A 23,508-nucleotide genomic window follows, 5' to 3' on the forward strand; every position below is an offset into this window, starting at 1 on the left:
CCGCGGCGGACCTCAGCCGCCGTGGATGTAGGCCTCCAGCTGGGCCCGGTCGTACTCCAGGCCCCGCACCCGGCTCTTGACGACGTCGCCGATGCTGACGATGCCCGCCAGCCGGCCGTCCTCCACCACGGGGACGTGCCGGAACCGGCGCCGGGTCATGGTCTCCCCGACCTCCTCCACGCTGTCGCGCGGGGTGCAGGTGACCACGTCGGCGGTCATGATCGAGGAGACCGGCGCGGCCAGCAGGCCGGCGCCCTCCCGCTCCAGTCCGCGCACCACGTCGCGCTCGGAGGCGATGCCCAGCAGCCGGTCGCCGTCCGCGACGACCGCGGCGCCGATGTTGTGCCGCGCCAGCTCGCTGAGCAGCAGCGCGACGGTCGTGTCGGGGGGCACGCGCACCACGTCGGGCCCCTTCGTCCGGAGGATCGCTGCGATCAGCATGGGCGCCACCTTCCCGCGGCCGGGTCGCTGCTGTGAGGGCTACCCGCCCCCTCCCCCCGCCAACCCCCGGTGTCCGCCCCGCCGGACGGCCCCCGCGCGGGGGCTGGTGCGCGCCTCGGGCGAACGCGCACAGCACCGGCGGCGGTTCCGGTTCGGTCGCGCGACGCGGGCCCCGCGCCTCCTCGAAGAAGCGACCGAGGTTCCAGGGATCCCCGGGCACGCGGGCACAGGACGTGTTCGTCCGGGGAGCCCGGCGCCGGGCATCGGGCCCGCCACGCGTTCGGGGGCTCGTTCGTGCCGGTCCCGCGGGGATGCTCCGCACATCACCCCGGCCCGTGTGAGGCACTCAGATGTGGACCACCACGACCCGTTCGTGTTTGGGGCGGTCGGGTTCCTCGACCAGGCGGCGCATGTCGTCGGGATCGCTGGTCAACAGGAGCACGGGACGCTCTTGGCGGAGCGCGTTCTGGGCGACGACCGCGTCGATGGCGCAGCGGTGGCCGGACAGGCCGGTCCGCCCGAGGAGTTCGCCGGAGGCACGGGCGGCCTCCGGCGACACCGGTACCACGGTGACGCGGGCCAGGACCCGGTGCACCTCGGTGTCGCGAAAGCCGCCCCGCAGGACCTCGGTGAGGGTGATGGCGCTGATCACGACGGTGGCACCGCGTTTCAACGCGACCTGGAGGTGGGCCCGGGCCGGTCGGTCACCGGAGGCGAGCTTGGACAGGCCCTCACTGTCGAGGACGAGCGTCCCCCCGCCCTTCAGTCGGTGTCCGGCCACAGCGCCTCCGCCTCTGCCAGCGCGGCCTCGTCCACCGGGCCGTACTCCTCCTCCAACAGGGCGACGAGCTCGACCAACAGGTCGGTCTCCAGCCGGCGCGCGACGGCCTCCGTGACGTATCGACTGAACTCACCGGAACCGACACGCTGCCGTACGGCGGCGGTCAGCTCCTGGGGCATGGAGACGCTCACCTTGCGGGCGCGACCTCCGCCGGGGCCGTCGGTGGGGGCGTCTTCGGACCGCTCGGCCCCCAGGGCCTCGATCGCACGGTGGAGGCGCAGAGCCGACGCCGGCGTGCCGGTTTCCGTGTACCTCGCGAGCAGGCGTTCGACGTCTCTGGATTCCATGGGTTCGACCTTCACCTGGATGATGCTACCGGTGGTGGCAACATCATGCCCGGTGTATCGCCTGATACACCCCGACGTGATCAGCCGTGCCAGAGGGCATCGCGGGAGTGCGGGTCGCGGGACCACCCGGAGCCCTCGGCGGCACCGGTGAGAATCCGCCGCCGACCGTGACCGCACGGCGGGTGGGGCCGTCGGCCCCGCCGGCACGAGGGCGGCGCGCGCCGGTCCGGCAAGGGCCCCGGAAGAGCACACGGGCGAGCCCGTGCACCCGCGCCCGGCGCACCACCGGATCGGACGGGCGGCCGCGGCCGTACCGCAGGCCGATCGGCGACCGGCCCCGCCGGACGGCCCCCGCGCGGGGGCTGGTGCGCGCCTCGGGCGCCCCCACGGCCGGAGCGGCGGCGGGGGCGCCCCGGGGTCAGCTGCAGCCGCTGGTGGAGCCGCAGCCCTCGCACACGTAGCAGCTCCCGGCGGGACGCATCTTGGTCCCGCAGGTGACGCACAGCGGGGCGTCGGCGACGAAGCCCTGCGTGCTCTCGACCACCTCCGCGGTGGAGTGCGCTCCCTCCGGCGGAGCGGACGGCGCCGCCCGCTCCCCGTCGGCGCCGGTGGGCGCCGACTGGGCGTAGGACTCCACCTGCGCGGCGACCTGGGCCGGGTCCTCCCCCGCCAGCTGCGCCCGCCGCTCGTCCACCGAGAGCACCCCCAGCGCCGCCCGCTCCTCGTAGGACAGGTGGTCCAGGGCCAGGCGGCGGAAGATGTAGTCCATCACCGACTGGGCCATCCGGATGTCGGGGTCGTCGGTCATCCCGGCGGGGTCGAACCGCATGTTCGTGAACTTCTCCACGTACGTCTCCAGCGGCACCCCGTACTGGAGCGCGATGGAGATGGCGATGGAGAACGCGTCCATCACCCCGGCCAGGGTCGACCCCTGCTTGCCGAGCTTCATGAACACCTCCCCCAGCCCGTCGTCGGGGTAGGAGCCCGCGGTGATGTACCCCTCGGCTCCCCCCACCGAGAACGAGGTCGTCTCGCTGGGGCGCTTCTTGGGCAGGCGCCGCCGCACCGGCCGGGGCGGTTCCTGCGCCGCCTCCGGCCCCGAGCCCGCCGTGGACAGCGGCTGGCCGACCTTGCAGTTGTCCCGGTAGACGGCGAGCGCCTTCAGGCCCAGTTTCCAGCCCTGGAAGTAGAGGTGCTCGAAGTCCTCGACGGACGCGCTCTCGGGCACGTTCACGGTCTTGGAGATCGCCCCCGACAGGAACGGCTGCACCGAGGCCATCATGCGCACGTGGCCCATGGGCTCGATGAACCTGCGGCCCATGGCGCAGTCGAACACCCCGTAGTGCTCCTCGCGCAGGCCGGGCGCGTCGACCACGTGCCCGTTCTCGGCGATGTACGCCACGATCGCCTCGGCCTGCTCGGGCCGGTACCCCAGGTGGTCCAGCGCGCGCGAGACGGTGCGGTTGACGATCCGCATGGACCCGCCGCCGACCAGCTTCTTGAACTTGACCAGCGAGAAGTCCGGCTCGATCCCCGTCGTGTCGCAGTCCATCATGAAGCCGATGGTGTTGTGGCTGACGAGCCCGTTGGCGACATAGGTGACGTTGTCGGGGACCGAGAGGTCGTAGGTGGGCTGCACGCCCCCGTGCTCGTTGGCCGCCACCCGCTCGAAGAGGTACCCGAGGGCATGGCCCAGACGGGCGTCCGGACTCTGGGCGTGGACCAGCGAGGCGAGGCGCCGGGGCACGCCCGCGTCCTCGCGCAGAGCCCGTAGGACGTCACCGCGGAGCGGGTGCCCCGGCGGGACCAGGTGCTCCCAGACCGTGCGCGGCAGGACGATCCGGTCCCGCCCCGGGGCGCGGTCCGGTTCCAGAGCCGCCACGAGCCGGTTCTTGCGGTCGCCCATGAAACCGACGGTCTCGTCGAAGCGCAGCACGTGGTCGAGGTCGCGCAGCCGGACGGTGTGCGGGCCGCCGCGGGCCGCCCGGGTGGTGGTCGCCATGCCCAGGGACAGCAGCAGGGTGCGCACCTCCCCGGCGAAGGAGTCGTGCGGGGTGGACAGGCTCGGCACCCCTTCGGGCACCGTGCCGTCCGCCTCGAAGAGACCGCGCAGGAAGGCCGCGTACACGGCGGGGTCGTTGGTCTCCAGGACCGCCGAGGGCACCCGCGGCGTCCACCCCTCGCCGGTGTGGTCCTGTCCGGGCGGCCCCCCGGCGAACCCGGCCGCCCTCCACCACCGGGCCAGCCGGACCGAGGAGAGCACGACCTCCCGGTATCCCCGCCTGCGCGTGACCCCGGGGACCAGGCCGAAGCAGCCCTTGGCCAGGACCGCCAGGCGCTCGACGACGTCCTCGTCGGTGTCGGCGACGCGGAGCCGGATCCCTTCGGGCCGCAGGCTGCCGTCGCCCGTGAAGTAGCCGACGAGCTCGGCGAGCTCCTCGTCGACCGCGTCGGGAACGGTGACCCCCCGATCGCCGGTGTGGTACGCCTGGTCCGGGACCGGTAGGGCCACGTTCCGCGGAGCGCCGACGAGGGTGCCCGTCTGCAAGGGGACGAGGTCGCCCTCGGAGATGTCCGCGAAGCGCTTCCACTCCCAGGCCCCGTCCGCGCCCACCACCTTGATCCGGTGCGCGTGCGTTCCCTGGAGCCGGTAACCGCCCTCGGTGACGATGCGCCGGGTGGGCTCCTCGCCGTTGACGTAGAACTTCGTGGCCCGCCGCGGACCCTCGTCCGTGGACACGGTGGCGGACAGGTCCTGCCAGCGGGGTCCGTACACGTCGCCCAGCTCGGTCAGTCGGGCCAGCCCCCGGTCGGTGGCGACAAGGGTGTCCCCGGTCAGGCATCCGGTGGGCGCGAGCAGGCTCGCCTGGGCGTTGCGCCAGCCGTGGCGCTCGCCGGTCTCCAGGCACCCGGCCCAGGCCCGGGTGGCGGCGGCGAGGATCGGCTCCTCCAGGGTGCCGACGGTGCGCAGGGCGTCGTTGGCGGCGGCGTGCTCGCGCATGACCCGCGTGTGCGCCTCCTCGTTGCGCCGGTAGCCCTCGTAGGGGCCCACCACGCCCGCCAGCTCGGCGCTGCGCCGGTAGGCGACACCGGTCATCAGCGAGGTGACCGCGGCGGCGACGGCGCGGCCGCCCTCGGAGTCGTAGGCGTGGCCGGTGGCCATGAGCAGGGCGCCGAGGTTGGCGTAGCCGATGCCGAGCTGGCGGTAGGCGCGGGTGACCTCGGCGATCTTCTCGGTCGGGAAGTCGGCGAAGGTGACCGAGACGTCCATCGCGGTGATCACCAGCTCGGTCAGCCGGGTGAACCCCTCCACGTCGAAAGTGCCGTCCTCGCGCAGGAACGCGAGCAGGTTGACCGACGCCAGGTTGCAGGACGAGTCGTCCAGGTGGAGGTACTCGGAACACGGGTTGCTTGCGCTGATACGCCCGGATTCGGGGGTGGTGTGCCAGTCCTGGATGGTGCCGTCGTACTGGACGCCCGGGTCGGCGCACTCCCAGGCGGCCTCGGCCATGCGCCGGAACAGGGCCCGGGCGTCGACCTCGTCGACGACCTCGCCGGAGGTGCGGGCGACCAGGCCGAAGCGCTCGCCGTTCTCGACCGCGCGCATGAACGCGTCGGAGACCCGCACCGAGTTGTTGGCGTTCTGGTACTGGACGCTGGCCATGTCGGCGCCGCCCAGGTCCATGTCGAACCCGGCGTCGCGCAGCGCCCGGATCTTGCGCTCCTCGTGCGCCTTGGTGTCGATGAACTCCCCGATGTCGGGGTGGTCGACGTCGAGCACCACCATCTTGGCGGCCCGCCGGGTGGCCCCGCCGGACTTGATGGTGCCCGCCGAGGCATCGGCACCGCGCATGAACGACACCGGCCCCGAGGCGCTCCCGCCGGAGGAGAGCAGCTCCCTGCTGGAGCGGATCCGGGAGAGGTTGACCCCCGCCCCCGAGCCGCCCTTGAAGATGACCCCCTCCTCCTTGTACCAGTCGAGGATCGACTCCATCGTGTCGTCGACGGACAGGATGAAACAGTTGTGCACCCGCAGGTTCCCCGAGAGGTACTCGCCGCTCTCGGTCTGGATGTCGTAGACCTCCCGGTCGCCGAGCGCCTCGACACGGTCGATCGTCAGCCGCTCGGTGGGGGCGGCGGCACGGCCGGGCCGGTCGAGGCTCGCCTCCAGGAGATCCGCTTTGCGGCCGTCGACGAACCCGATCAGGGTGTGGAAGAGCTCCCGGTCTCCCAGGGACCGGATGCCGAGCGACCACAGGTCCCCGCGGTTCCCCCCGGGCTCCTCCTTGCGCCGGAGGCCGGCGAAGATCCCGAAGCGCAGGAGGAGGCGCTGTACCCCGCGTAGGAACTCACCGGAGGTCATGTCGACGCCGACGAGGGCGGAGTGCTCGCGGTCGGAGACGTACCCCTCGGCCTGGAAGATGCTGCGCAGGTAGGCACGGACGACCGGCGACGGGGCGGTGAACAGCCCTGGCGGAACCGTCGTGTCCGTGCCGCGGGACATCAGCCCCCAGCGTTCCGCGAAGTCCGCGAGGCCGTTCCCGTGCAGGCGGGTGCGGCGGCGGTCCGGGGACTCGCCACGGGCGGGGACCCGGGTCTCCTCGCGGTGCACCCCGGGAAAGACGGTGTCCAGGGCCGCGCTCACCCAGGCGAGTTCGGCCGGGGTGACCGTCGTCGCCTCGACGGTCAGCGACCCGTTCGTCCCCTGGTGACGGCCGACGGACCCGTCGGACCGCAGCCATCCGGCCAGGGCGGCCTCGGCGATGTCGGCGGGGAGGATCTCGGACTCACCGTGGGCGTCCCTGCGGTGCCACTGGAGGGTGTCTCCCGGACGGAGCCGTCCCGCGGGGACGAACCGTCCCTGGTCGGGGGCGTCGCCGGTGCTGCGCCAGACGAGGTGGTCGGCCGTGACGTCGAGGGTGTGGCCCGACTCGGTGTGCAGGCGCAGGACCGGTTTGACCCCGTTGGCCTTGGTGGCCGTGATCCGGGTGATCCCGTGGGCGTCGTAGACCTTGGTCCCGACCGCGTCGGTGGCGACGAGCTCCCCGATCGGGACGAGGCCCGCGGGGGTGCTGACCGGGGCATCGTGCGGCTGGCACGCGGAGACCTGCTGGGACGACGGGGTTCCGACGTTGAACCAGACGGGTGAGTTGAAGCTGAACAGCTGGTGGGAGAGCGCGTACTTGAGCTCGTGGTCGAAGACCTCGGCGTCGGCCTCGGCGGCGAAGTAGCCGTGTTCGCGGCCGGTGCGGGTATAGACGCCGACGACCCGGTCGATGAGCTGTTTGAGGCTCCACTCGCGCTGCGGGGTGCCGAGCGCACCGCGGAAGTATTTCCCGGTGACGATCTGCGTGGCGTTCATCGACCAGGTGGCGGGGAACTCGACCCCGCGCTGTTCGAAGTTGACCGTTCCGTCGCGCCAGTTCGTCATGACGACGTCCCGGCGCTCCCATTCCAGGGTGTCGTAGGGATGGACGCCTTCGGTGGTGAAGATCCGCGGGATCTTCAGCCCCTTGCGCCTCCCCTTGCCCTTGCGTCCCGTCGATCCGCTGGTGGTTCCCGTCATGGCGGAGTCCCCCGTAGGTCGGGCGCGGGTACGGCCCGCGCGCGCAGTCGCCGCGCGGGGGCGCCCGCCCTCCGACGCCCCCGGGGAGCGGTCAGGCCGTGGTGTCGGCCCCTTCCCTGGCCCGGGCCTCGGCCTCGCGGTCGCGGCGCAGGCCGGCGATCTCGGCCTCGAAGTCGGAGAGGCTCTCGAAACCGCGGTAGACACTGGCGAAGTGCAGGTAGGCGACCTCGTCGAGCTCGCGCATCGGGCCCAGGATGGCCAGGCCTATCTCGTGGGCCGGGACCTCGGCGACGCCGCGGCCGCGGATCTCCTCCTCGACCTGCTGGCCGAGCTTGGCCAGCGCGTCCTCGGAGACCGGGCGGCCCTGGCAGGCGCGTCGGACGCCGGCGATGATCTTGGCCCTACTGAAGGGCTCGGTGACGCCGGAGCGCTTGGCCACCATGAGCAGGACGGTCTCCTGCGTGGTGAACCTGCGCTCGCAGGCGGGGCAGGTGCGGCGGCGGCGGATGGCGGCCCCGTCGTCGGTGGACCTGCTGTCGATCACCCGGGTGTCCGGATGGCGACAGAACGGACAGTGCATCCCGCTTCACCTGCTTCCCTCGCCGAACGGACAACCCTGAGTCTACCAAACCACAATCCCTGGACCGACTCCTGCGAAGTCGACACCAGATGTTGTGGTCGAACCTAGTCGGAGGAAAGGAGGGACCGCAACTTTCGCGGACCCCGCGTGTCACCTCCGCGGACGCCGCCCAGGATATCGCCGCGAACCCCCTTCCCCGGCGCGACTCGGGGTTTTCGGTCGGCACCTTGCGGCGGACAGGTGAGCCCCGCATCCCCCGTTCTGGAGCCGGGAAGCAGATCTTCGACCATTCGGGAGGCGACGCGACGTGAACACGTGTACACACGTAAGTGAGGCCGGAAAATCGCCGCGGGAAAAGCCCTCGGGCAATTGTCCACAGGTCTCGAACGCTTGTTTGATATCACCGTGCGCAACGACTAACGTTGGGCCTTGATTCAACGCCGGTTTCGCCATCACGTGGACCCAGGGGCCGGAGCGGTCGCCGAAGGGTGGTGGCCAGTCGTGCGAGCAGGCCCTGACCGAACCTATGCCGAGGAGGCCGGCCGTGCCGGAGGAGAATCCCGTACCCCTGGATTCCGGAACCACCACCGTTCTCTCGCCCGCGGGCGATACGGGTGCGCCCGAGGAGGCGCCCAAGCTCACCGCACGCCAGCAGAGCGTTCTCAACTGCATTCAGCGGTACCTGCGCGAGCGCGGCTATCCGCCGTCGATAAGGGAGATCGGCGAGGCGGTCGGGCTGTCCAGCCCCTCCAGCGTCGCGCACCAGCTCAAGGTCCTCCAGCGCAAGGGCTACCTCTACCGCGACCAGAACCGGCCGCGGGCCGTCGAGCTGCGCCAGCCGGGGCGTCCCGGGGTGCGCGCGCTGGCTCCCGCCGAGGACCTGGACCCGGCCCGCGCAGCCCGGGTGCCCCTGGTGGGCCGGATCGCCGCGGGCGGTCCCATCCTGGCCGAGGAGTCGGTGGAGGAGGTGCTGTCCCTGCCCCGGCAGCTCGTCGGCGAGGGCCGGCTGTTCATGCTCACCGTGGTCGGGGACTCGATGACCGACGCCGCCATCACCGACGGGGACATGGTGGTGGTCCGCCAGCAGCCGGACGCCGAGAACGGTGACATCGTCGCCGCGCTGCTGGACGAGGAGGCCACGGTCAAGGTGCTGCGCCGCACCGACGACGGGCACGTGTGGCTGATGCCCCGCAACGACGCCTACGAGCCGATCAACGGCGACGCCGCCACCATCCTGGGCAAGGTCGTCACCGTGATGCGCCGGGTCTGACCCGGACCGTCCCCCGTCCCGGCCCTCCCCCGCACCGGGGGCGGGTGCCGGGTGCCCCGGAAAGGAGCGCACGCGACGCGGGCCGGCGACCGCCCGGGTGCCGCCGGTGACGGCCGGTCGGGGACCGCCGCCGGACACGGTCCCCCCGTACTGCCCTAGGGTGAACGGGTGTTCTCTTCCCTCTCGTCCCCGCGTGTCCGCGGGCGCGCCGCGGCGGTGGCCGCGGCCACCGCCCTGCTGCTGACCTCCGCCTGCGCTCCGCAGGAGGAGGACACCGCTCCCCTGCCCGGGGTGGCGGGGTCCGAGCAGGAGCTGAGCTTCACCGTGGACGGCACGGAGGTGTTCGCCACCCTCACGCTTCCGGAGGGGGTGTCCGGTCCGGTGCCGGGGGCGCTGATCGTCTCGGGCAGCGGTCCCACCGACCGGGACGGCAACGGCGAGATGCGCCCGAACGCGGACACCAACCTCAACTTCGCGCGTGTCCTGGCCGAGGCCGGGGTGGCCTCGCTGCGCTACGACAAGCTCGGCAGCGGCGAGACCGGCCTCGGGGACCTCGACCCCGACGAGCCCGTGGACCCGGACGTGTTCGACGCCCAGCTGGCGGCGGCCTACGAGGCGCTGGTGGACCGGAGCGAGGTCGACCCGTCCCGCACGGCGGTGGTGGGGCACAGCGAGGGGTCGCTGTACGCGCTGCGCTCCCACGCGCTGGTGGACGCCGCCCCGGCGCTGGTACTGGCCGCACCGGTGGGCGACCGCTACCTGGACGTGCTGGACCGCCAGCTCACCGAGCAGGTGCGCGCCGCCGAGGCTGCGGGCGGGCTCCCCGAGACCGAGGCGGTGACGATGCTCTCCGACGCCCGCGCGGGGCGGGCCGCCGTGCGCGGCGGCCGGGCGGTGCCCGACGACCTCTCCGACATGGTCGGCTCCCTGTACTCCCGGCAGAACGCGCCGTTCCTGGCGCGGATGGACGCCATGGACCCGGTGGAGCTGGCCGGGGAGCTGCCCGCGGACACCCCGGTGCTGGTGCTGTGGGGCGAGGCCGACGCGCAGATCACCCGCGAGGAGGTGGACCGGCTGATGACCGCGCTGCCCTCCGCCGAGCGGCTGGACCTGCCCGAGACCGACCACGTCTTCCGCCGCTACGAGGACCGGCCGGGGGCCACGGTGCTGGACGCGGAGCGGCCCTTCGCACCGGAGATCGCCCCGGCGCTGGCGGAGTTCGTCGACACCGCCTGGTGAGGCCCCCGCCGTGCCCCGCGGCACCCGCGGGAGCCGTCGGCCCCCCGGCCCGCCCGTGGTGGAACCGGTCCGTGAACCCGGGGAGCCGGCCCCGCGCGACCCGCCGGACCGGCAGGGGCGCAGGCCGGCCGGGCACGTCCGCCCCCCGCCCCGGCACACGGCCGGAGCGGCCGTCACGGACACCGGCCGGGCACGGGGCGGGCACACGGCAGGGGCGCAGCATAGCCGCGGGGCGGGGACGCAGCCGGCCGGGCGGGCGGACAAGACCGTGGCGGGGCTTTTCGACCAAGCTCCTCCGAGGTCACGGTCGCCCGTCCGGCCGAGTGGCGGCCTCCCCGTGCAGGCCGACGAATCCCGTGAAGGACGACCTTCCGGTGTCGGTCGGTCCGTGAGCCGGACCCGTCGGAGAGGCCACCGCGCACCCTCGCGGTCAGTCCTCCTCGCGGGTGATCTCCTCGGGCAGGGCGTCCACGGTGGCGCGGGCGATCTCCTCGGCACCGGCCGTGACGCGCTCCTCGTCGGCGGGGACGCGCCCGTCGTACCCGGCCGCGGCCGAGTGGCAGCTCTCCAGGTACAGGTTGGACACCCGCACGGCCACGCAGGCCGTGGTGTAGCCGCCGGCGTCGATCCAGGCCACGGCCTGGTCTCCCAGGTCGTCGACCGGGAAGGCGTTCTGAGCGGAGGTGGTCGCCTGGAAGTTCTCCTGCGCGGTGACCACCCCGCCCGGGTTGGGCGCGGCCACCATGACGAGGGTGGCGGTGGCCGGGACGGACTCCCCCTCGCCTCCGGGGGTGGCCCAGCGGCACTGCCGGCCCTGGCCGAAGGGGTCCGCGGCACCGCCGACGGACTCCTCCAGGGTGAGTTCGCGCTCGGGCACCCGGGCGTCCAGGGCCTCGGTCTCACCGACCTCGCAGGCCGGCGCGGCGTCGTACACCCCGGTCTCGGGGTTCTCACGGGTGAGCACGTACCAGGCGGCGCCGCCCGCGGCGGACAGCAGCAGGACGGCGGCACCGATCACGGCGGCGGTGGCGCAGCCGCGGCTCTGCGGCTGGCTGGAGGGCACGGTCTCGGGCGGGTGGCCCGGAGGCGTCACAGCTCGGCCCCGATCCGCTCGGCGAAGGCGACGGCGGTGGCCCGGCCCTCGTCGGGGGAGACGGGCTCGCCACCGGTGACGGCCGTGTAGGAGATCCGGACCAGGAGGTTGTCGGCGGGGAAGGCGAGTTCGGTGCCGCCGGATCCGCCGCTCCACACCAGCCCCTCCCCGGCGGCCAGGTCCACGGTCTCCGCGGCGGCGGGGGCGAGTGCGGCACCGGCCCGGCGGGCCCGGTCCTCGCCGGCGACGGGCTCCTCGGCGGTGGGGTCGGTGAACAGCGCGGAGTACTCGACCCGCAGGACGCCCTGGCGGGAGGTGTCGGAGGTCCCGGCGGAGGTCCAGCGGCACACGGTGCTCTCGCCGCCGGTGAGCGGCCCCGTCCCGGCGAGGTCGTTGACGGCGCCGGGCAGGTGCTCGTCGATCAGCTCGCCGAGGTCGCCGCAGCCGGGCGCGGCGGTGTGGACGTCCCCGGGGTGGGGTCGGTCCGGGTCGTCCCGGGCGGCCCACAGGCCGCCGCCGATCGCCGCCGCGGACACCACCACCGCGCCCACCGCGATCACACCCGCCCGTGCGAGGGGACCCAACCGGTCACCGCCTCCCTGTCCGGTCGCCGGTCGACCGTGCCGGGACGGCGGCCGCGGGTCGCGGCCGCCGTCCCGGTGGTCAGCCGACGACGATGTTCACCAGTTTCGGCGCCCGCACGATCACCTTGCGGATCTGCTTGTCGCCGATGAAGCCCTGCGCCTTCTCTGACGCCAGCGCGAGCCGTTCCAGTTCCGCCGGGTCGATGTCGGGCGCAACGGACAGCTTGTCACGGACCTTGCTCTGCACCTGCACGACGCAGGTCACCGTCTCCTGGACGAGCAGGGCGGGGTCGGCGTCGGGCCAGTTGCCGACGGCCACGGTGCCGGTGTGCCCCAGGCGCTCCCAGCCCTCCTCGGCCACGTAGGGCGCGAACAGGGAGAGGGAGACCGCCACGAACTCGGCGGCCTCGCGCACCGCCGGGTCGGCGGCGCCGGGGCCCGAGTCGATGGCCTTGCGGGCGGCGGAGACCAGCTCCATGACACGGGCGATGGCCACGTTGAACCGCTTGGACTCGATCAGGTTGGTGACCTGGTCGATGGCGTGGTGGGTGGCCCGGCGCAGGTCGGCGTCCCCGGCGGCCGGGTCGGCGCCCGGCTTCGAGGCGGCCCCGGCCTCGTTCATCACCCGGTAGGCGCGGTTGAGGAACTTCTGGGCGGCGACGACGGACACGTCGGCCCAGTCGACGTCCTCCTCGGGCGGGCTGGCGAAGAGCATGGTCAGCCGGACCGCGTCGACACCGTAGGCGTCGATCTCCCTGCCCAGGTCGACGCCGTTGCCCAGGGACTTGGACATGGCCCGGCCCTGGTTGATGACCTGGCCCTGGTTGGTGAGGCGGCGGAAGGGCTCGGTGAAGGACACCATGCCCATGTCGTGCAGGACCTTGGTGAAGAAGCGCGCGTACATCAGGTGCAGGGTCGCGTGCTCCTTGCCGCCGATGTAGTGGTCGACGGGCCCCCACTCGTTGACCGCGGCGGTGTCGAAGGGCGCGGTGTCCAGGCCGGGCGAGATGTACCGCAGGAAGTACCAGGACGAGTCCACGAAGGTGTCCATGGTGTCGGTGTCGCGCTGGGCGGGGCCGCCGCAGGCGGGGCAGTCGACGTTGACCCAGTCGGTGGCGGAGGCCAGCGGGGACACGCCCTTGGGGGCCAGTTCGGCGCCCTTGAGCTCGGGCAGGGTGACGGGCAGCTGCTCGTCGGGGACGGGCACCTGGCCGCAGGCGGGGCAGTGGACGATCGGGATGGGCGTGCCCCAGTAGCGCTGGCGGGACAGCAGCCAGTCGCGCAGGCGGTAGTTGATCGTGCCCCTGCCGGTGCCGCGCTCCTCCAGGACGCCGATGATGCGCTGGACGGCCTCGGTCTTGCCCAGGCCGTCCAGGGGGCCGGAATCGCGCAGGGTGCCCTCGCCGGCGGTGGCGGTGCCAGTCTCGGCGGGGTCGGCCTCCCCGGTCTCGACGACGACGCGCACGGGCAGGTCGAAGGCCAGGGCGAAGTCGAGGTCGCGCTGGTCGTGGGCGGGGACGGCCATGATGGCGCCGTGGCCGTAGTCGGCCAGGACGTAGTCGGCGGCCCAGACGGGCATGCGCTCGCCGTTGACCGGGTTGACGGCGTGGCGGCCCAGGAAGACGCCGGTCTTGGGCCGCTCGGTGGTCTGGCGCTCGATGTCGGACAGCTTGGCGACGTCGGAGCGGTAGGCCTCGAACGCCTCGCGCCGCTCGGGGGCGCACAGCTCGTCGGCGAGGTCGGCGTCGGCGGCCACCACGAAGAAGGTGGCGCCGTACAGGGTGTCGGGCCGGGTGGTGAAGACGGTGACCGGCTCGTCGCGCCCCTCGATGGCGAAGTCGACGTCGGCGCCGGTGGAGCGGCCGATCCAGTTGCGCTGCATGGCCAGGATCTCGTCGGGCCAGTTGCCGCCCTCCAGCTGGTCCATGTCGTCCAGCAGGCGCTGCGCGTAGTCGGTGATCTTGAAGTACCACTGGTTGAGGCTGCGGCGCACGACATCGGTGCCGCACCGCTCGCAGCGCCCCTGGACGACCTGCTCGTTGGCGAGCACGGTCTGGTCCTTGGGGCACCAGTTGACCTGGCCGTCCTTGCGGTAGGCCAGCCCGCGCTCGAAGAACCGGGTGAACAGCCACTGGTTCCACTTGTAGTACTCGGGGTCGCTGGTGTGGAGGCGCCGGGACCAGTCGACGGCGATGCCGTAGCGGCGGAAGGACGCCGCCTGGGTCTCGATGTTGGCGTAGGTCCACTCGGCGGGGTGCGAGTTGTTCTTGATGGCCGCGTTCTCGGCGGGCAGGCCGAAGGAGTCCCAGCCGACGGGGTGCAGGACGTTGTCGCCGCGCTGGAAGCGGTAGCGGCCGATGACGTCGCCGATGGCGTAGGCCTCGGCGTGGCCCATGTGCAGGTCGCCGGAGGGGTAGGCGAACATGTCCACGATGTAGCTGCGGGGCCGGGTGTCGCCGGGGTCGGTGTCGGCCTGGAACGGGAGCTCGGCGGCCCAGCGCGCCTGCCACTTGTCCTGGAGGGCGCGGGCGTCGTAGGTGTCGCCCGTCGTCTGGTCGCCGTCTACCGCTGTCATCGCTGCTTGTTCCCTCGGTCCGGTCGGATCCGCACACTGCGTTCCGGGGTGGAGCCCGTGTCCCGCAATGGGCCTTGTGCTTTTCCCTCAGGTTATCGGCTGGCGGGCCGGGCCGCGGCCAGGTCTCCCGGCCTGTGGACAGGGCTCCGCGCGGCCTCGGGAACGTCCGGACCGCGCCTCCGCGGCCGGCCGTCCCCCGTGAACCCCTCACCTCGCCCGTCACCCATTGTCACCGGATATTGCGTGATATTACGGGTCTCTGACCCCTCCACACCGACTGTCCGGTTTGTTACTCTTCCGTAAAAGTGGCGCAGAACACGCGATCCGGGTCACATCCGGATGCGCCTCTTTCGTCGTCTCCGGGCGCCTCAGCCCGCCCGGACACATCCGCCTGCGGGAGGCCCCCATGTTCAACCTGTCCGTGGTCCTGGAGGACGGCGCCCGCGCCGTTCCGGAGAAGGACTGCCTGGTCTTCGGCGACCTGCGCCTGAACTACGCGGTCACCGACATGATCGCCAACCAGGTGGCCAACCTCCTGGTCTCCCGGGGGATCCGGCCCGGCGACCGGGTGGCGCTGGCCAGCCCGAACCTGCCGTACTTCCCGTTCGTGTACTTCGGCGCGCTCAAGGCGGGAGCGGTGGTCGTCCCGCTCAACGTGCTGCTCACCCCGCGTGAGATCGCCTACCACCTGGAGGACTCCGGGGCCCGGGCGCTCCTCGCGTTCACCGGGACGCCGGAGCTGCCGCTGGGCGAGCGCTCCTTCGAGGCGTTCGGGCAGGTGGACACCTGCGAGACCTACATCGACCTGCCCGCCTCCCCCGGGGCGACCGAGTCCGCCATCGAGGGCGCCGAGACGCTGTGGAAGGCCCTGGAGGGGCAGCCCGGCACGTTCGAGACCGTGCAGGCGGGGCCGGACGACACCGCGGTCATCATCTACACCAGCGGCACCACCGGCAAGCCCAAGGGCGCCGAGCTGAGCCACAACAACCTCATGATGAACGCGGTCGTCTCCTCCAGCCTGGTCAACCCGCACCCGGACGGCCGCGACGTGGCGCTGGTGGTCCTGCCGCTGTTCCACATCTTCGGCCAGACCGTCATGCTCAACGCGGCCCTGTACCGGCACGCGACACTGGTGCTCATGCCGCGCTTCGAGGGCGGCGAGGCGCTGCGCCTCATGGAGCGGGAGGGCGTCACCGGCTTCGCGGGCGTGCCCACCATGTACTGGGGCCTGCTCAACGCGGTGCGCTCCGCCGGGGAGGAGCGGTACGACGTCAAGGCGATCGCGGACAACATCGTCGACGCCGTGTCCGGCGGCGCCGCGCTGCCCGCCCAGCTCGCCCGGGACTTCGAGGACACCTTCGGCGTCGGCATCAAGGAGGGGTACGGCCTGTCCGAGACCTCCCCGGTGGCGTCGTTCAACAACCCCGCGGTCCAGGCCAAGACCGGGTCCATCGGCAAGCCGGTGTGGGGCGTGGAGATGAAGCTGATCGACCCGGAGTGGAACGAGGTCGTCGGGGCCGCAGACGAGGAGCCGGTCGGCGAGATCGCCGTCCGCGGCCACCTGGTGATGAAGGGGTACCACGACAGGCCCGAGGTCAACGCCGAGGTGATGAGGGACGGCTGGTTCCGCACCGGCGACATCGCCCGCCGCGACGACGAGGGCTTCTACTTCATCATCGACCGCTCCAAGGACATGATCATCCGCGGCGGGTACAACGTGTACCCGCGGGAGGTGGAGGAGGTCCTGATGGGGCACGAGGCCGTCAGCCTCGCGGCGGTCGTCGGGGTCCCCCACGACACCCACGGCGAGGAGGTCAAGGCGTTCGTGATCCTCAAGGAGGGTTCCTCGCTGACCGCGGAGGAGCTGGCGGAGTGGTCCCGGGAGCGCCTGGCGGCGTACAAGTACCCGCGGGAGATCGAGTTCCGCGAGGGCCTGCCGATGACCGCCACCGGCAAGATCCTCAAGCGCGAGCTGCGCGGCTGACGCCGCGGGCGGCGCGGGGGGCGGGTCCCGCCCCCCGCGCCGCTGCGCCGTCCCCGCCCGGGGCGCGGTCAGCCCTTGACGGCGCCCTGTACCAGCCCCGAGGCCAGCCAGCGCTGCACGATCACGAAGAAGACCATGACCGGCAGCGTGATGAGGGTGGAGGCGGCCATGACGTGCCCCCACTCGTTGGCGTACTCGCCGAAGAACTGGCGCAGGCCCACCGCGACGGTGTACTTGTCGCTCTGCTGCATGAACGTCAGCGCCAGCACGAACTCGTTCCAGGCGATGATGAACGAGAAGATCGCGGTCGCCACCAGGCCGGGCGCGACCAGCGGGAAGAGCACCTTCCAGAACATCACCGGCCAGGAGGCGCCGTCGATGTAGGCGGCCTCCTCGACCTCCTTGGGGACGGCGGCCACGAACCCGCGCATCATCCACACGGCCAGCGGCAGCGACAGGGCGATGTAGACGATGCCCAGGCCCAGCACGGTGTTGAGCAGCTGGAGGTCGCGGACCTGGAGGAAGAGCGGGATGACCAGCGCCTCCAGGGGGACCATCTGGACGATGAGGATCAGCATCAGGACCGAGGTGCGGAACCGGAACCGGAAGCGCGCCACGGCCACGGCGGCCAGCAGGGACAGCACGCACGCCCCGGCGACGGTGATGCAGGCGACCGCCAGCGAGTTGAGCATGTACGTCCCGAAGTCGCCCTCGGTCAGGACGTGGACGAAGTTGTCCAGGGTGGGCTGGCTGGGCAGCAGCGTTCCGACCGTGGAGGTCATCCGGTCGGAGAACGCGCTGGTGAGCATGAAGTAGACCGGGAACAGGGTGAAGAGCAGGATCGCGGTCACCCCGGCGGCGCGTCCGGCGAGCCGGGTCAGGCGCACCGCCCCTCCGCGCCGGCGGGCCCTGCGGACCCGGCTCTCCCAGTCGGCGGCGGCCGCGGTGTCGGCGGGGGCGCTCAACGCAGTTCGTCCTCTCGGAACAGGGCCCGCAGGTAGACCGCGGTGACCGCCAGCAGGAGCAGGGTGAGGAGCACGGCGATGGCCGAGCCCATGCCGTAGTCCCTCTGCCCGAAGGAGCTCACGTAGGTCCACACGCCCAGGTTGAGCATCTCCGAGCCGCCGACCCCGCCGCCGGGCATCAGGTAGACCTGGGCGAACACCTTGAAGTCCCAGATGGTGGACAGGATGGTGACGACGGCGAACACCGGGCGCAGGACCGGGAAGGTGACGTGCCAGAACCGCTTCCAGGCTCCGGCGCCGTCCAGCAGGGCGGCCTCGTGCAGTTCGCGGGGCACGGTGAGCAGCCCGGCCAGGACGGTGACGGCGACGAACGGGAACCCGCCGTGGACCACGTTGAGGACGACGACGGCGTAGAAGAACAGCCGGTCGGCGAACCAGTTGTACCCCTCGGGCCCCAGGAACCCCAGGCCCTGGAGGGCCTGGGCGACGATGCCGTCGTCGACGTCGAAGATCCACAGCCACACGTAGGTGCCGCTGACGGCGGGCATGGCCCAGGCGACCATGATGCAGGAGACCACGACGACCCGGGTGACGGGGCGCAGCCGGGCCAGCAGCAGCGCCACGAGGGTGCCCAGCACCACGGTGGAGACGACCGCGACCACGGCGAACCCCACGGTGTTGGGCAGGGCGACCCGCCACAGGTAGGAGTCCGTGAACAGGGTGACGTAGTTGGCCGGACCGATGAAGTCCGACTCCCCCGACACGAGGTTGCGCAGGCGGTACTCGCGGAAGGACAGCCAGACGATCCGTGCCAGGGGGAAGAGGAGCAGGGCGGCGATGACCGCCAGGGCGGGGGCCAGGAGCGCCCAGGGCAGGAGCGCGCGGCGCCGCCTGAGGCCGAGGGCGGGTCCGGGCCGCCCCCGGCCGGGCGGGCCGGTCGACGCCCGGAGCCCCGGTTCCGCGCCTCCGGTGACCTGCCCGACCGGTGTTCCCACGTGTGTCAACCCCCGTTGAGGATGCGCTCGATGTCTTCGGCGGCCTGCGTGGTGGCCTCGTCCACCGAGGTGCCGTTGAGGATGGCCTGCTGCATGCCGACCAGGACCTTCTCCGCCTCGACCTGGCTCCAGGCGGGCGCGGTGGGCACGCCCCGGCTCGCCTCGTTGAGCTGGACGGCGTAGGCCTCCAGGACGGGGTCGGCGGAGTCGGTGAACGTGTCGACGCTCGCGGTCAGGCCGGGGAAGAAGCCGGTCTGCTCGGCCCAGAGCATCATGTTGTCCTCGGCGGTGAGGTGCTCCACGTAGCTCCAGGCGGCCTCCTCGTTGCCGGTGCCCTCGAACACCGACAGGAGGGAGCCCCCCGCGAAGGACGGCGTGTAGGTGTCGGCGTCCGCCCCCGGGATCGGGAAGGAGCCGAGGCTGCCCTCCAGGTCGGGGTTGTTCTCCAGGATGGCCTTGGGGTTGGCGCTGCCCAGCAGGGCGATGGCGGCGTCGCCGTCGGAGAACGCCTCCATGATGTCGATCTCGTTCCAGTTGACGGCGCCGGTGGTGGAGGTGCCGTCCTGCGTGGACAGGCCGGTGAAGAACTCGATGCCCTCGCGCGCCTCGGGGGAGTCCACCCCGGACACCCACGTTCCGTCGTCCTCCTGGACGGCGATCTCGCCGCCCCCGCCCCAGATCCACGGCATCACGGAGTACTGGGCGTCGCCCGGCACCGGGAGGGCGACCATGTCCGGCTCGGCCTCCTTGACCTCCAGGGCGGTCTCGCGGAGCTCGTCCCAGGTCCGGGGCACCTCCAGGTCGTGCTCCTCGAACACGTCGGTGCGGTAGACCATGGAGCGGATGGAGGCGTACCACGGGACGCCGTAGACGCCCTCGGCCACGGCGCCCATGTCCATGAGGCCGGAGACGTAGAGCGAGGTGTCGACGTCGTACGCGGAGAGGTCGTGCAGGGCCCCGGCGTCGGCGAAGCCGGGGACGAAGGTGTTGCCGAGTTCGATGACGTCGGGCGTGGTCCCGCCGGCGATGGCGGTGGAGATCTTGTCCTGGGCGCCGTCCCAGGGGACGAACTCGACCTCGACGTCGATGCCCGTCTCCTCGGTGAAGGCCGCGTTGACCTCCTCGAAGAACCCGGACTCGTCGGGGTTGGTGCCCTGCATGATCCAGACGGTGAGGCCGTCGGTGCCTCCGCCGCCGCCTCCGCCCCCTCCCGAGCAGGCGGTCGCCGCCAGGGTCAGGGCCAGCGCGGCTGCGGGGAGCGGAACGTGCTTGCGGATTCGTCTGCGGGCCATCGGCTCGCCTCCCGTTCCTTTCGTGGGTCCCCTCGGGGTTGGTAGGAAACCTACGTAAAGAACGCCGCGGAGTGAAGTAAACCACTGCACTTTGTGTCTGAGCTGTTAGGGGGCGCGGCCGCGCGGGACCGGAACCCCGTGGCCGCAGGGGTTCCCGGGACCACGGGGAGGGCGCGGCACCGGTGGTGGCGCGGCGCGCCCCTTTCCGGGGCGCGCACCCCGCGGCCCCCCGCCCCCGTCCCGCGGGGTCCGCGGGCACCCTCGCGCGGCCTCACTCGGACAGGCCGGTGACCTGGCGCAGGGTGGAGATCAGCTCGGTCCGCTTGTACACGGCCAGGCCGATGGCGGCGGAGAAGGCGGCGAGCATGTGGACGTAGACCATGGGGTCGCCGCGGGTGAAGCGCTCGGCGGCCTCCTCCTCCCCCACGGAGTGCGCCTCCCAGGCGGTGGAGACGGCGAACTCCAGCTCCGGCGGGAGCATCTCCGCGACCGTGCGGGCCACGGCCTCCCGGGAGTCGGCGGGCTTCCAGACCACCCCGGTGCCCTGGACCCGGCGGCCCAGGAACGCGGAGACGACCTTGAGCTCGGACCGCACCGCCTCGGCGTCGTCTGCGGCCCGCGGGATCACCCGCTCCAGTTCGTCCCGGTTGCGGTCGGCGTAGGCCGCGATCAGGTCGATCGCGGTGCGCTTGACGTGGTCCGGCTGGTCCGGGACGAGGGGGCCTTGCCCCTCGGCGTTCTCGGTCACGGGCACTCCTCGTACGGTCTTGCGTCCATGATGCCGTGCCGCGGCCCCGGACGGGGCGCGGACAGGCCGGGATCGCCGCGGGCGAACGGCGCTCCCGGCCGGGGCGCGGGGCGTGCCCGGCGGACCGCCGCGAAGGCGTCCGCCGAACGGGCCCTAGCCGAGGTCCGGGCGCAGCGGCATGCGCGCGTCGGTTCCGTCGAGCTTGGCGCCCAGGATCTGGTGGAGCTGCACCACGTTGTTCTCGAAGCCCAGGACGCACCCGGCCATGTAGAGCCGCCAGACCCGGGCGGTGCCCTCGCCGACCTCGGCGACCGCCGCGTCCCAGTTCCGCTCCAGGTTCGCGCCCCAGTGGCGCAGGGTGAGCGCGTAGTGCTCGCGCAGGTTCTCCTGGTGGCGGATCTCGAACCCGGCGTCGTTCATGGCCGACTGGATCCTCCCCGGCCCCTCCAGCTCCCCGTCGGGGAACACGTAGCGGTTGATGACGCCGTCGGTGTTCATCGGGCGCAGGTCGTTGCGGTGCCGGGTGATGCAGTGGTTGAGCAGGCGCCCGCCCGGCGCGAGCTTGTCGTGGAGCGACGAGAAGTAGGCGTCGAGGTTGCGCGAGCCGATGTGCTCGGTCAGGCCGATGGAGCTGATCCGGTCGAAGCCGCCGTCGGGGACGTCTCGGTAGTCCATGTGGCGGACCTCGGCCAGCTCCGACAGCCCTTCCTGGGCGATCCGCTTGGCCGCCCAGTCGGCCTGCTCCTTGGACAGGGTGACCCCCAGCACCTTGACCCCGTGCTCGCGGGCGGCGTGCATGACCATGCCGCCCCACCCGCAGCCCACGTCGAGCAGGCGCATGCCCGGCTCCAGGCCGAGCTTCTTCGCGACCAGCCCGTACTTGCGGAACTGGGCGCCCTCCAGGGCCCCGTCGTTCTCCCCCACCCTGTCCAGGGCGCCGTCCGCGTCGTCGAACACCGCGCAGGTATAGGTCATGGAAGGGCCCAGGACCATCTCGTAGAAGGCGTTGGAAACGTCGTAGTGGTGGTGGATGGCCTCCGCGTCGCGCTGCTTGGAATGGCGCCAGCCCAGCCCGGCGAGGCGGCCCCGGGTCACCTCCTGCGGCGGCGGGGCGACGCGGTTGGCGAACTTGACCCAGCCCAGGGAGCGTACGACGGCGGCCAGGTCCCGGGGCGACACGTTGACCCCCTCGGCGAAGACGAAGTCGGCCATGCGCCGCAGGGCGGTGTACATGTCGCCCTCCAGCTCCAGGTGCCCGGAGACGTAGGCGCGGGTCAGCCCCAGGGCGTTGGGCGACTGGGCCAGGTAGTTGACCGCGACGGGCGTGCGGACGTGCAGGTGGACGTCGCTGGTCGGGTCTCCGGAGGCGCTGCCGTCATAGGCCGTGAAGCGGATGGGCGCGTCGGGTCCCACGACGCGCTCGAAGATCTCGGCGAGCCGCATGTTCTTCTTTCCCTTCCTCTCGCGGATGCGGCCCGCTCCCGGGTCGCCTCCCGTTCGTGTGCGGTGTCATCCGTTGCGTACGCACTTGGCGTACAGGTCGAGCAGCCTCCCCCGGGGGTCGTACGCCTCCTTGAGGCCGGTGTAGGCCGGACCGTTGTAGAGCCGCCAGAACTCCTCCTCGGTGTAGAAGGAGTCGGAGTACAGCGACTTGTGGCCGTCGAGTTCGGCCACGCGCTCCTCCACCCGCCGGTTGTGGTGGGCGCGGCGCTGGCCGGGCTTCATGTCGACCAGGCCCCAGAAGCCGAAGTTGACGTAGAGGCGGTCGCTCTCCAGCGGGTAGAGCGGCCAGACGTGCTCGTCGGGCGCCAGGCCGGGGCGGCGGGGCTCCCTGAGCCGCAGCGGGCACATCCAGACCGGGGTCATGCCGATCTCGTCGTGGAAGAAGTCGAGGAACTCCGCGCCGCGCTCCACCCCCACCTCGATGTCCTGGATGAGGGGCTCCTGGGGGCGGCGGCCCCGGTAGTGGCCGAGCAGCCGGGAGAAGGAGGTGCGGCGGTCCCAGGCCACCAGCCGGCGGTAGACGTCGGAGCGCTTGAGGGAGCGCGGCCACAGGGAGCGCACCAGCGGGTTCTGGACGCCGAAGGCCCGCGAGCACCAGAACCAGTCGGTGTCCCAGCGCCACAGGTAGTCGTGGACGGTGAGGTAGTCGCCGGGGCCGCCGGCGTTGGCCTGGATGGAGCGGTAGTAGATGTCCGCGCCCGTGTAGTCGCCGAGCCACGGGGCCCGGTCGGTGAAGCGGGCCACCGTCAGGTACAGCTCGTCGCGGGAGAAGGCGACTCCGTCGACGAAGTCGACCGGCCGCCCCTCGTGGGAGCGGTCGGCGCAGATGCGGGCCAGGGCGTCCATGGCCTCGGCGGCGTCGTGGAAGCGCAGGTGGCGCAGGTGCACGTACGGGGAGACGGGCTCCAGTTCTATGCGCAGGCGCAGGCTGTAGCCGAGGGTGCCGTAGGAGTTGGGGAAGCCGTGGAAGAGGTCGGCGTGGGCGTTGTCGCGGGTGGCGGTCACGACGTCGCCGGAGCCGGTGAGGATCTCCATCTCCTGGACGCCCTCGTGGGGGAGCCCGCCGCGGAAGGAGGACGACTCGATGCCCATGCCGGTGACGGCGCCGCCGAGGGTGATCGTGCGCAGCTGGGGGACGACCGTGGGCATGAGCCCGTGCGGGAGGGTGGCGGCCACCAGGTCCTCGTAGGTGGTCATGCCGCCGACGTCGGCGAGGCGCTCGACGGGGTCGATGGAGATGACGCCGGTGAAGGCCGAGACGTCGAGGGCGGGCGCGGAGGTGGGCTCGCGGAACCGGAAGAGGTTGGAGGTGGGCTTGGCCAGCCGGACCGGGGCGTCGGAGGGCAGGGACCGGTAGTCGCGGCGGAGGCGGTTGACCGCCGCGATGTGCCGGGCCAGGCCCGTGTCGCCGCCGGAGGCGGTGTCGCTGTTCGTTCCCTGCCGTTGAGGACTCATCCCTGATCCCGTTCCCGGTCGTCGGCGCGAGTGAGGCGCGGCGTGCGTCGGCCGGGCCGGCCGTGAGGAGCCGGTGCGGACCGATCCCCT

General features: G+C 72.3%; 17 protein-coding genes. 3 read left to right on the top strand and 14 right to left on the bottom strand.

Annotated features, from left to right (window positions below):
- Positions 1 to 12: 12 nt before the first annotated feature.
- The 5 genes from BUE45_RS17505 to nrdR form a co-directional block, all read right to left on the bottom strand.
- Positions 13 to 441 carry a CBS domain-containing protein gene (locus BUE45_RS17505; protein ID WP_073380416.1) on the bottom strand — a complete coding sequence of 143 codons (429 nt, stop codon included), beginning with the start codon at positions 439 to 441 and terminating at the stop codon, positions 13 to 15.
- 346 nt (positions 442 to 787) lie between these two features.
- Positions 788 to 1,222 carry a type II toxin-antitoxin system VapC family toxin gene (locus BUE45_RS17510; protein WP_073380417.1) on the bottom strand — a complete coding sequence of 145 codons (435 nt, stop codon included), beginning with the start codon at positions 1,220 to 1,222 and terminating at the stop codon, positions 788 to 790.
- Positions 1,204 to 1,569 carry a hypothetical protein gene (locus BUE45_RS17515; RefSeq protein ID WP_245833317.1) on the bottom strand — a complete coding sequence of 122 codons (366 nt, stop codon included), beginning with the start codon at positions 1,567 to 1,569 and terminating at the stop codon, positions 1,204 to 1,206. The genes BUE45_RS17510 and BUE45_RS17515 overlap by 19 nt, the downstream gene beginning before the upstream one ends.
- A 418-nt stretch (positions 1,570 to 1,987) precedes the next feature.
- On the bottom strand, positions 1,988 to 7,135 hold the full coding sequence (locus BUE45_RS17520) for an LAGLIDADG family homing endonuclease (protein WP_073380418.1): 5,148 nt from the start codon (positions 7,133 to 7,135) through the stop codon (positions 1,988 to 1,990).
- 91 nt (positions 7,136 to 7,226) lie between these two features.
- Positions 7,227 to 7,715, bottom strand: a complete 489-nt coding sequence (nrdR, locus tag BUE45_RS17525; protein ID WP_073380419.1) for a transcriptional regulator NrdR — start codon at positions 7,713 to 7,715, stop codon at positions 7,227 to 7,229.
- Positions 7,716 to 8,259: 544 nt separating this feature from the next.
- On the opposite strand from nrdR, the gene lexA reads away from it, so the two are divergent.
- Together lexA and BUE45_RS17535 are read left to right on the top strand one after the other, a co-directional pair.
- Positions 8,260 to 8,985: a transcriptional repressor LexA gene (gene lexA / locus BUE45_RS17530; protein ID WP_073380420.1), complete on the top strand. Its 726-nt coding sequence runs from the start codon at positions 8,260 to 8,262 to the stop codon at positions 8,983 to 8,985.
- 168 nt (positions 8,986 to 9,153) lie between these two features.
- The gene (locus BUE45_RS17535) at positions 9,154 to 10,224 is read left to right on the top strand and encodes an alpha/beta hydrolase family protein (RefSeq protein ID WP_073380421.1); all 1,071 of its coding nucleotides are present in this window, start codon (positions 9,154 to 9,156) and stop codon (positions 10,222 to 10,224) included.
- A 430-nt stretch (positions 10,225 to 10,654) separates the two neighbouring features.
- Here the strand turns inward: BUE45_RS17535 and BUE45_RS17540 are convergent, their stop codons facing one another.
- The 3 genes from BUE45_RS17540 to leuS form a co-directional block, all read right to left on the bottom strand.
- Positions 10,655 to 11,287: a hypothetical protein gene (locus BUE45_RS17540; protein ID WP_084737449.1), complete on the bottom strand. Its 633-nt coding sequence runs from the start codon at positions 11,285 to 11,287 to the stop codon at positions 10,655 to 10,657.
- 26 nt (positions 11,288 to 11,313) lie between these two features.
- Positions 11,314 to 11,901: a hypothetical protein gene (locus BUE45_RS17545; RefSeq protein WP_073380423.1), complete on the bottom strand. Its 588-nt coding sequence runs from the start codon at positions 11,899 to 11,901 to the stop codon at positions 11,314 to 11,316.
- A gap of 79 nt (positions 11,902 to 11,980) precedes the next feature.
- The gene (leuS, locus tag BUE45_RS17550; protein ID WP_073380424.1) at positions 11,981 to 14,476 is read right to left on the bottom strand and encodes a leucine--tRNA ligase; all 2,496 of its coding nucleotides are present in this window, start codon (positions 14,474 to 14,476) and stop codon (positions 11,981 to 11,983) included.
- A 406-nt stretch (positions 14,477 to 14,882) separates the two neighbouring features.
- Between leuS and BUE45_RS17555 the strand changes: the two genes are divergently transcribed.
- On the top strand, positions 14,883 to 16,460 hold the full coding sequence (locus BUE45_RS17555) for a long-chain-fatty-acid--CoA ligase (protein ID WP_073380425.1): 1,578 nt from the start codon (positions 14,883 to 14,885) through the stop codon (positions 16,458 to 16,460).
- A 68-nt stretch (positions 16,461 to 16,528) separates the two neighbouring features.
- Here BUE45_RS17555 and BUE45_RS17560 read toward each other — a convergent pair whose 3' ends face one another.
- The 6 genes from BUE45_RS17560 to BUE45_RS17585 form a co-directional block, all read right to left on the bottom strand.
- Positions 16,529 to 17,269, bottom strand: coding sequence for a carbohydrate ABC transporter permease (locus tag BUE45_RS17560; RefSeq protein WP_394328522.1), 741 nt, complete (start codon positions 17,267 to 17,269; stop codon positions 16,529 to 16,531).
- A 152-nt stretch (positions 17,270 to 17,421) separates the two neighbouring features.
- A complete protein-coding gene (locus tag BUE45_RS17565) occupies positions 17,422 to 18,300 on the bottom strand; it encodes a carbohydrate ABC transporter permease (protein WP_073380508.1) in 879 nt (292 codons plus the stop codon).
- Positions 18,301 to 18,425: 125 nt separating this feature from the next.
- On the bottom strand, positions 18,426 to 19,712 hold the full coding sequence (locus BUE45_RS17570; protein ID WP_073380426.1) for a sugar ABC transporter substrate-binding protein: 1,287 nt from the start codon (positions 19,710 to 19,712) through the stop codon (positions 18,426 to 18,428).
- A gap of 271 nt (positions 19,713 to 19,983) precedes the next feature.
- Positions 19,984 to 20,466, bottom strand: coding sequence for a hypothetical protein (locus BUE45_RS17575; protein ID WP_143173395.1), 483 nt, complete (start codon positions 20,464 to 20,466; stop codon positions 19,984 to 19,986).
- 147 nt (positions 20,467 to 20,613) lie between these two features.
- Complete coding sequence (locus tag BUE45_RS17580) at positions 20,614 to 21,903, bottom strand: SAM-dependent methyltransferase (RefSeq protein ID WP_073380428.1); 1,290 nt, start codon at positions 21,901 to 21,903, stop codon at positions 20,614 to 20,616.
- Between the two features lie 66 nt (positions 21,904 to 21,969).
- The gene (locus tag BUE45_RS17585; protein ID WP_073380429.1) at positions 21,970 to 23,418 is read right to left on the bottom strand and encodes an FAD-binding oxidoreductase; all 1,449 of its coding nucleotides are present in this window, start codon (positions 23,416 to 23,418) and stop codon (positions 21,970 to 21,972) included.
- Positions 23,419 to 23,508: the final 90 nt, after the last annotated feature.

Source organism: Nocardiopsis flavescens, assembly GCF_900141985.1.
Lineage (GTDB): Bacteria > Actinomycetota > Actinomycetes > Streptosporangiales > Streptosporangiaceae > Nocardiopsis > Nocardiopsis flavescens.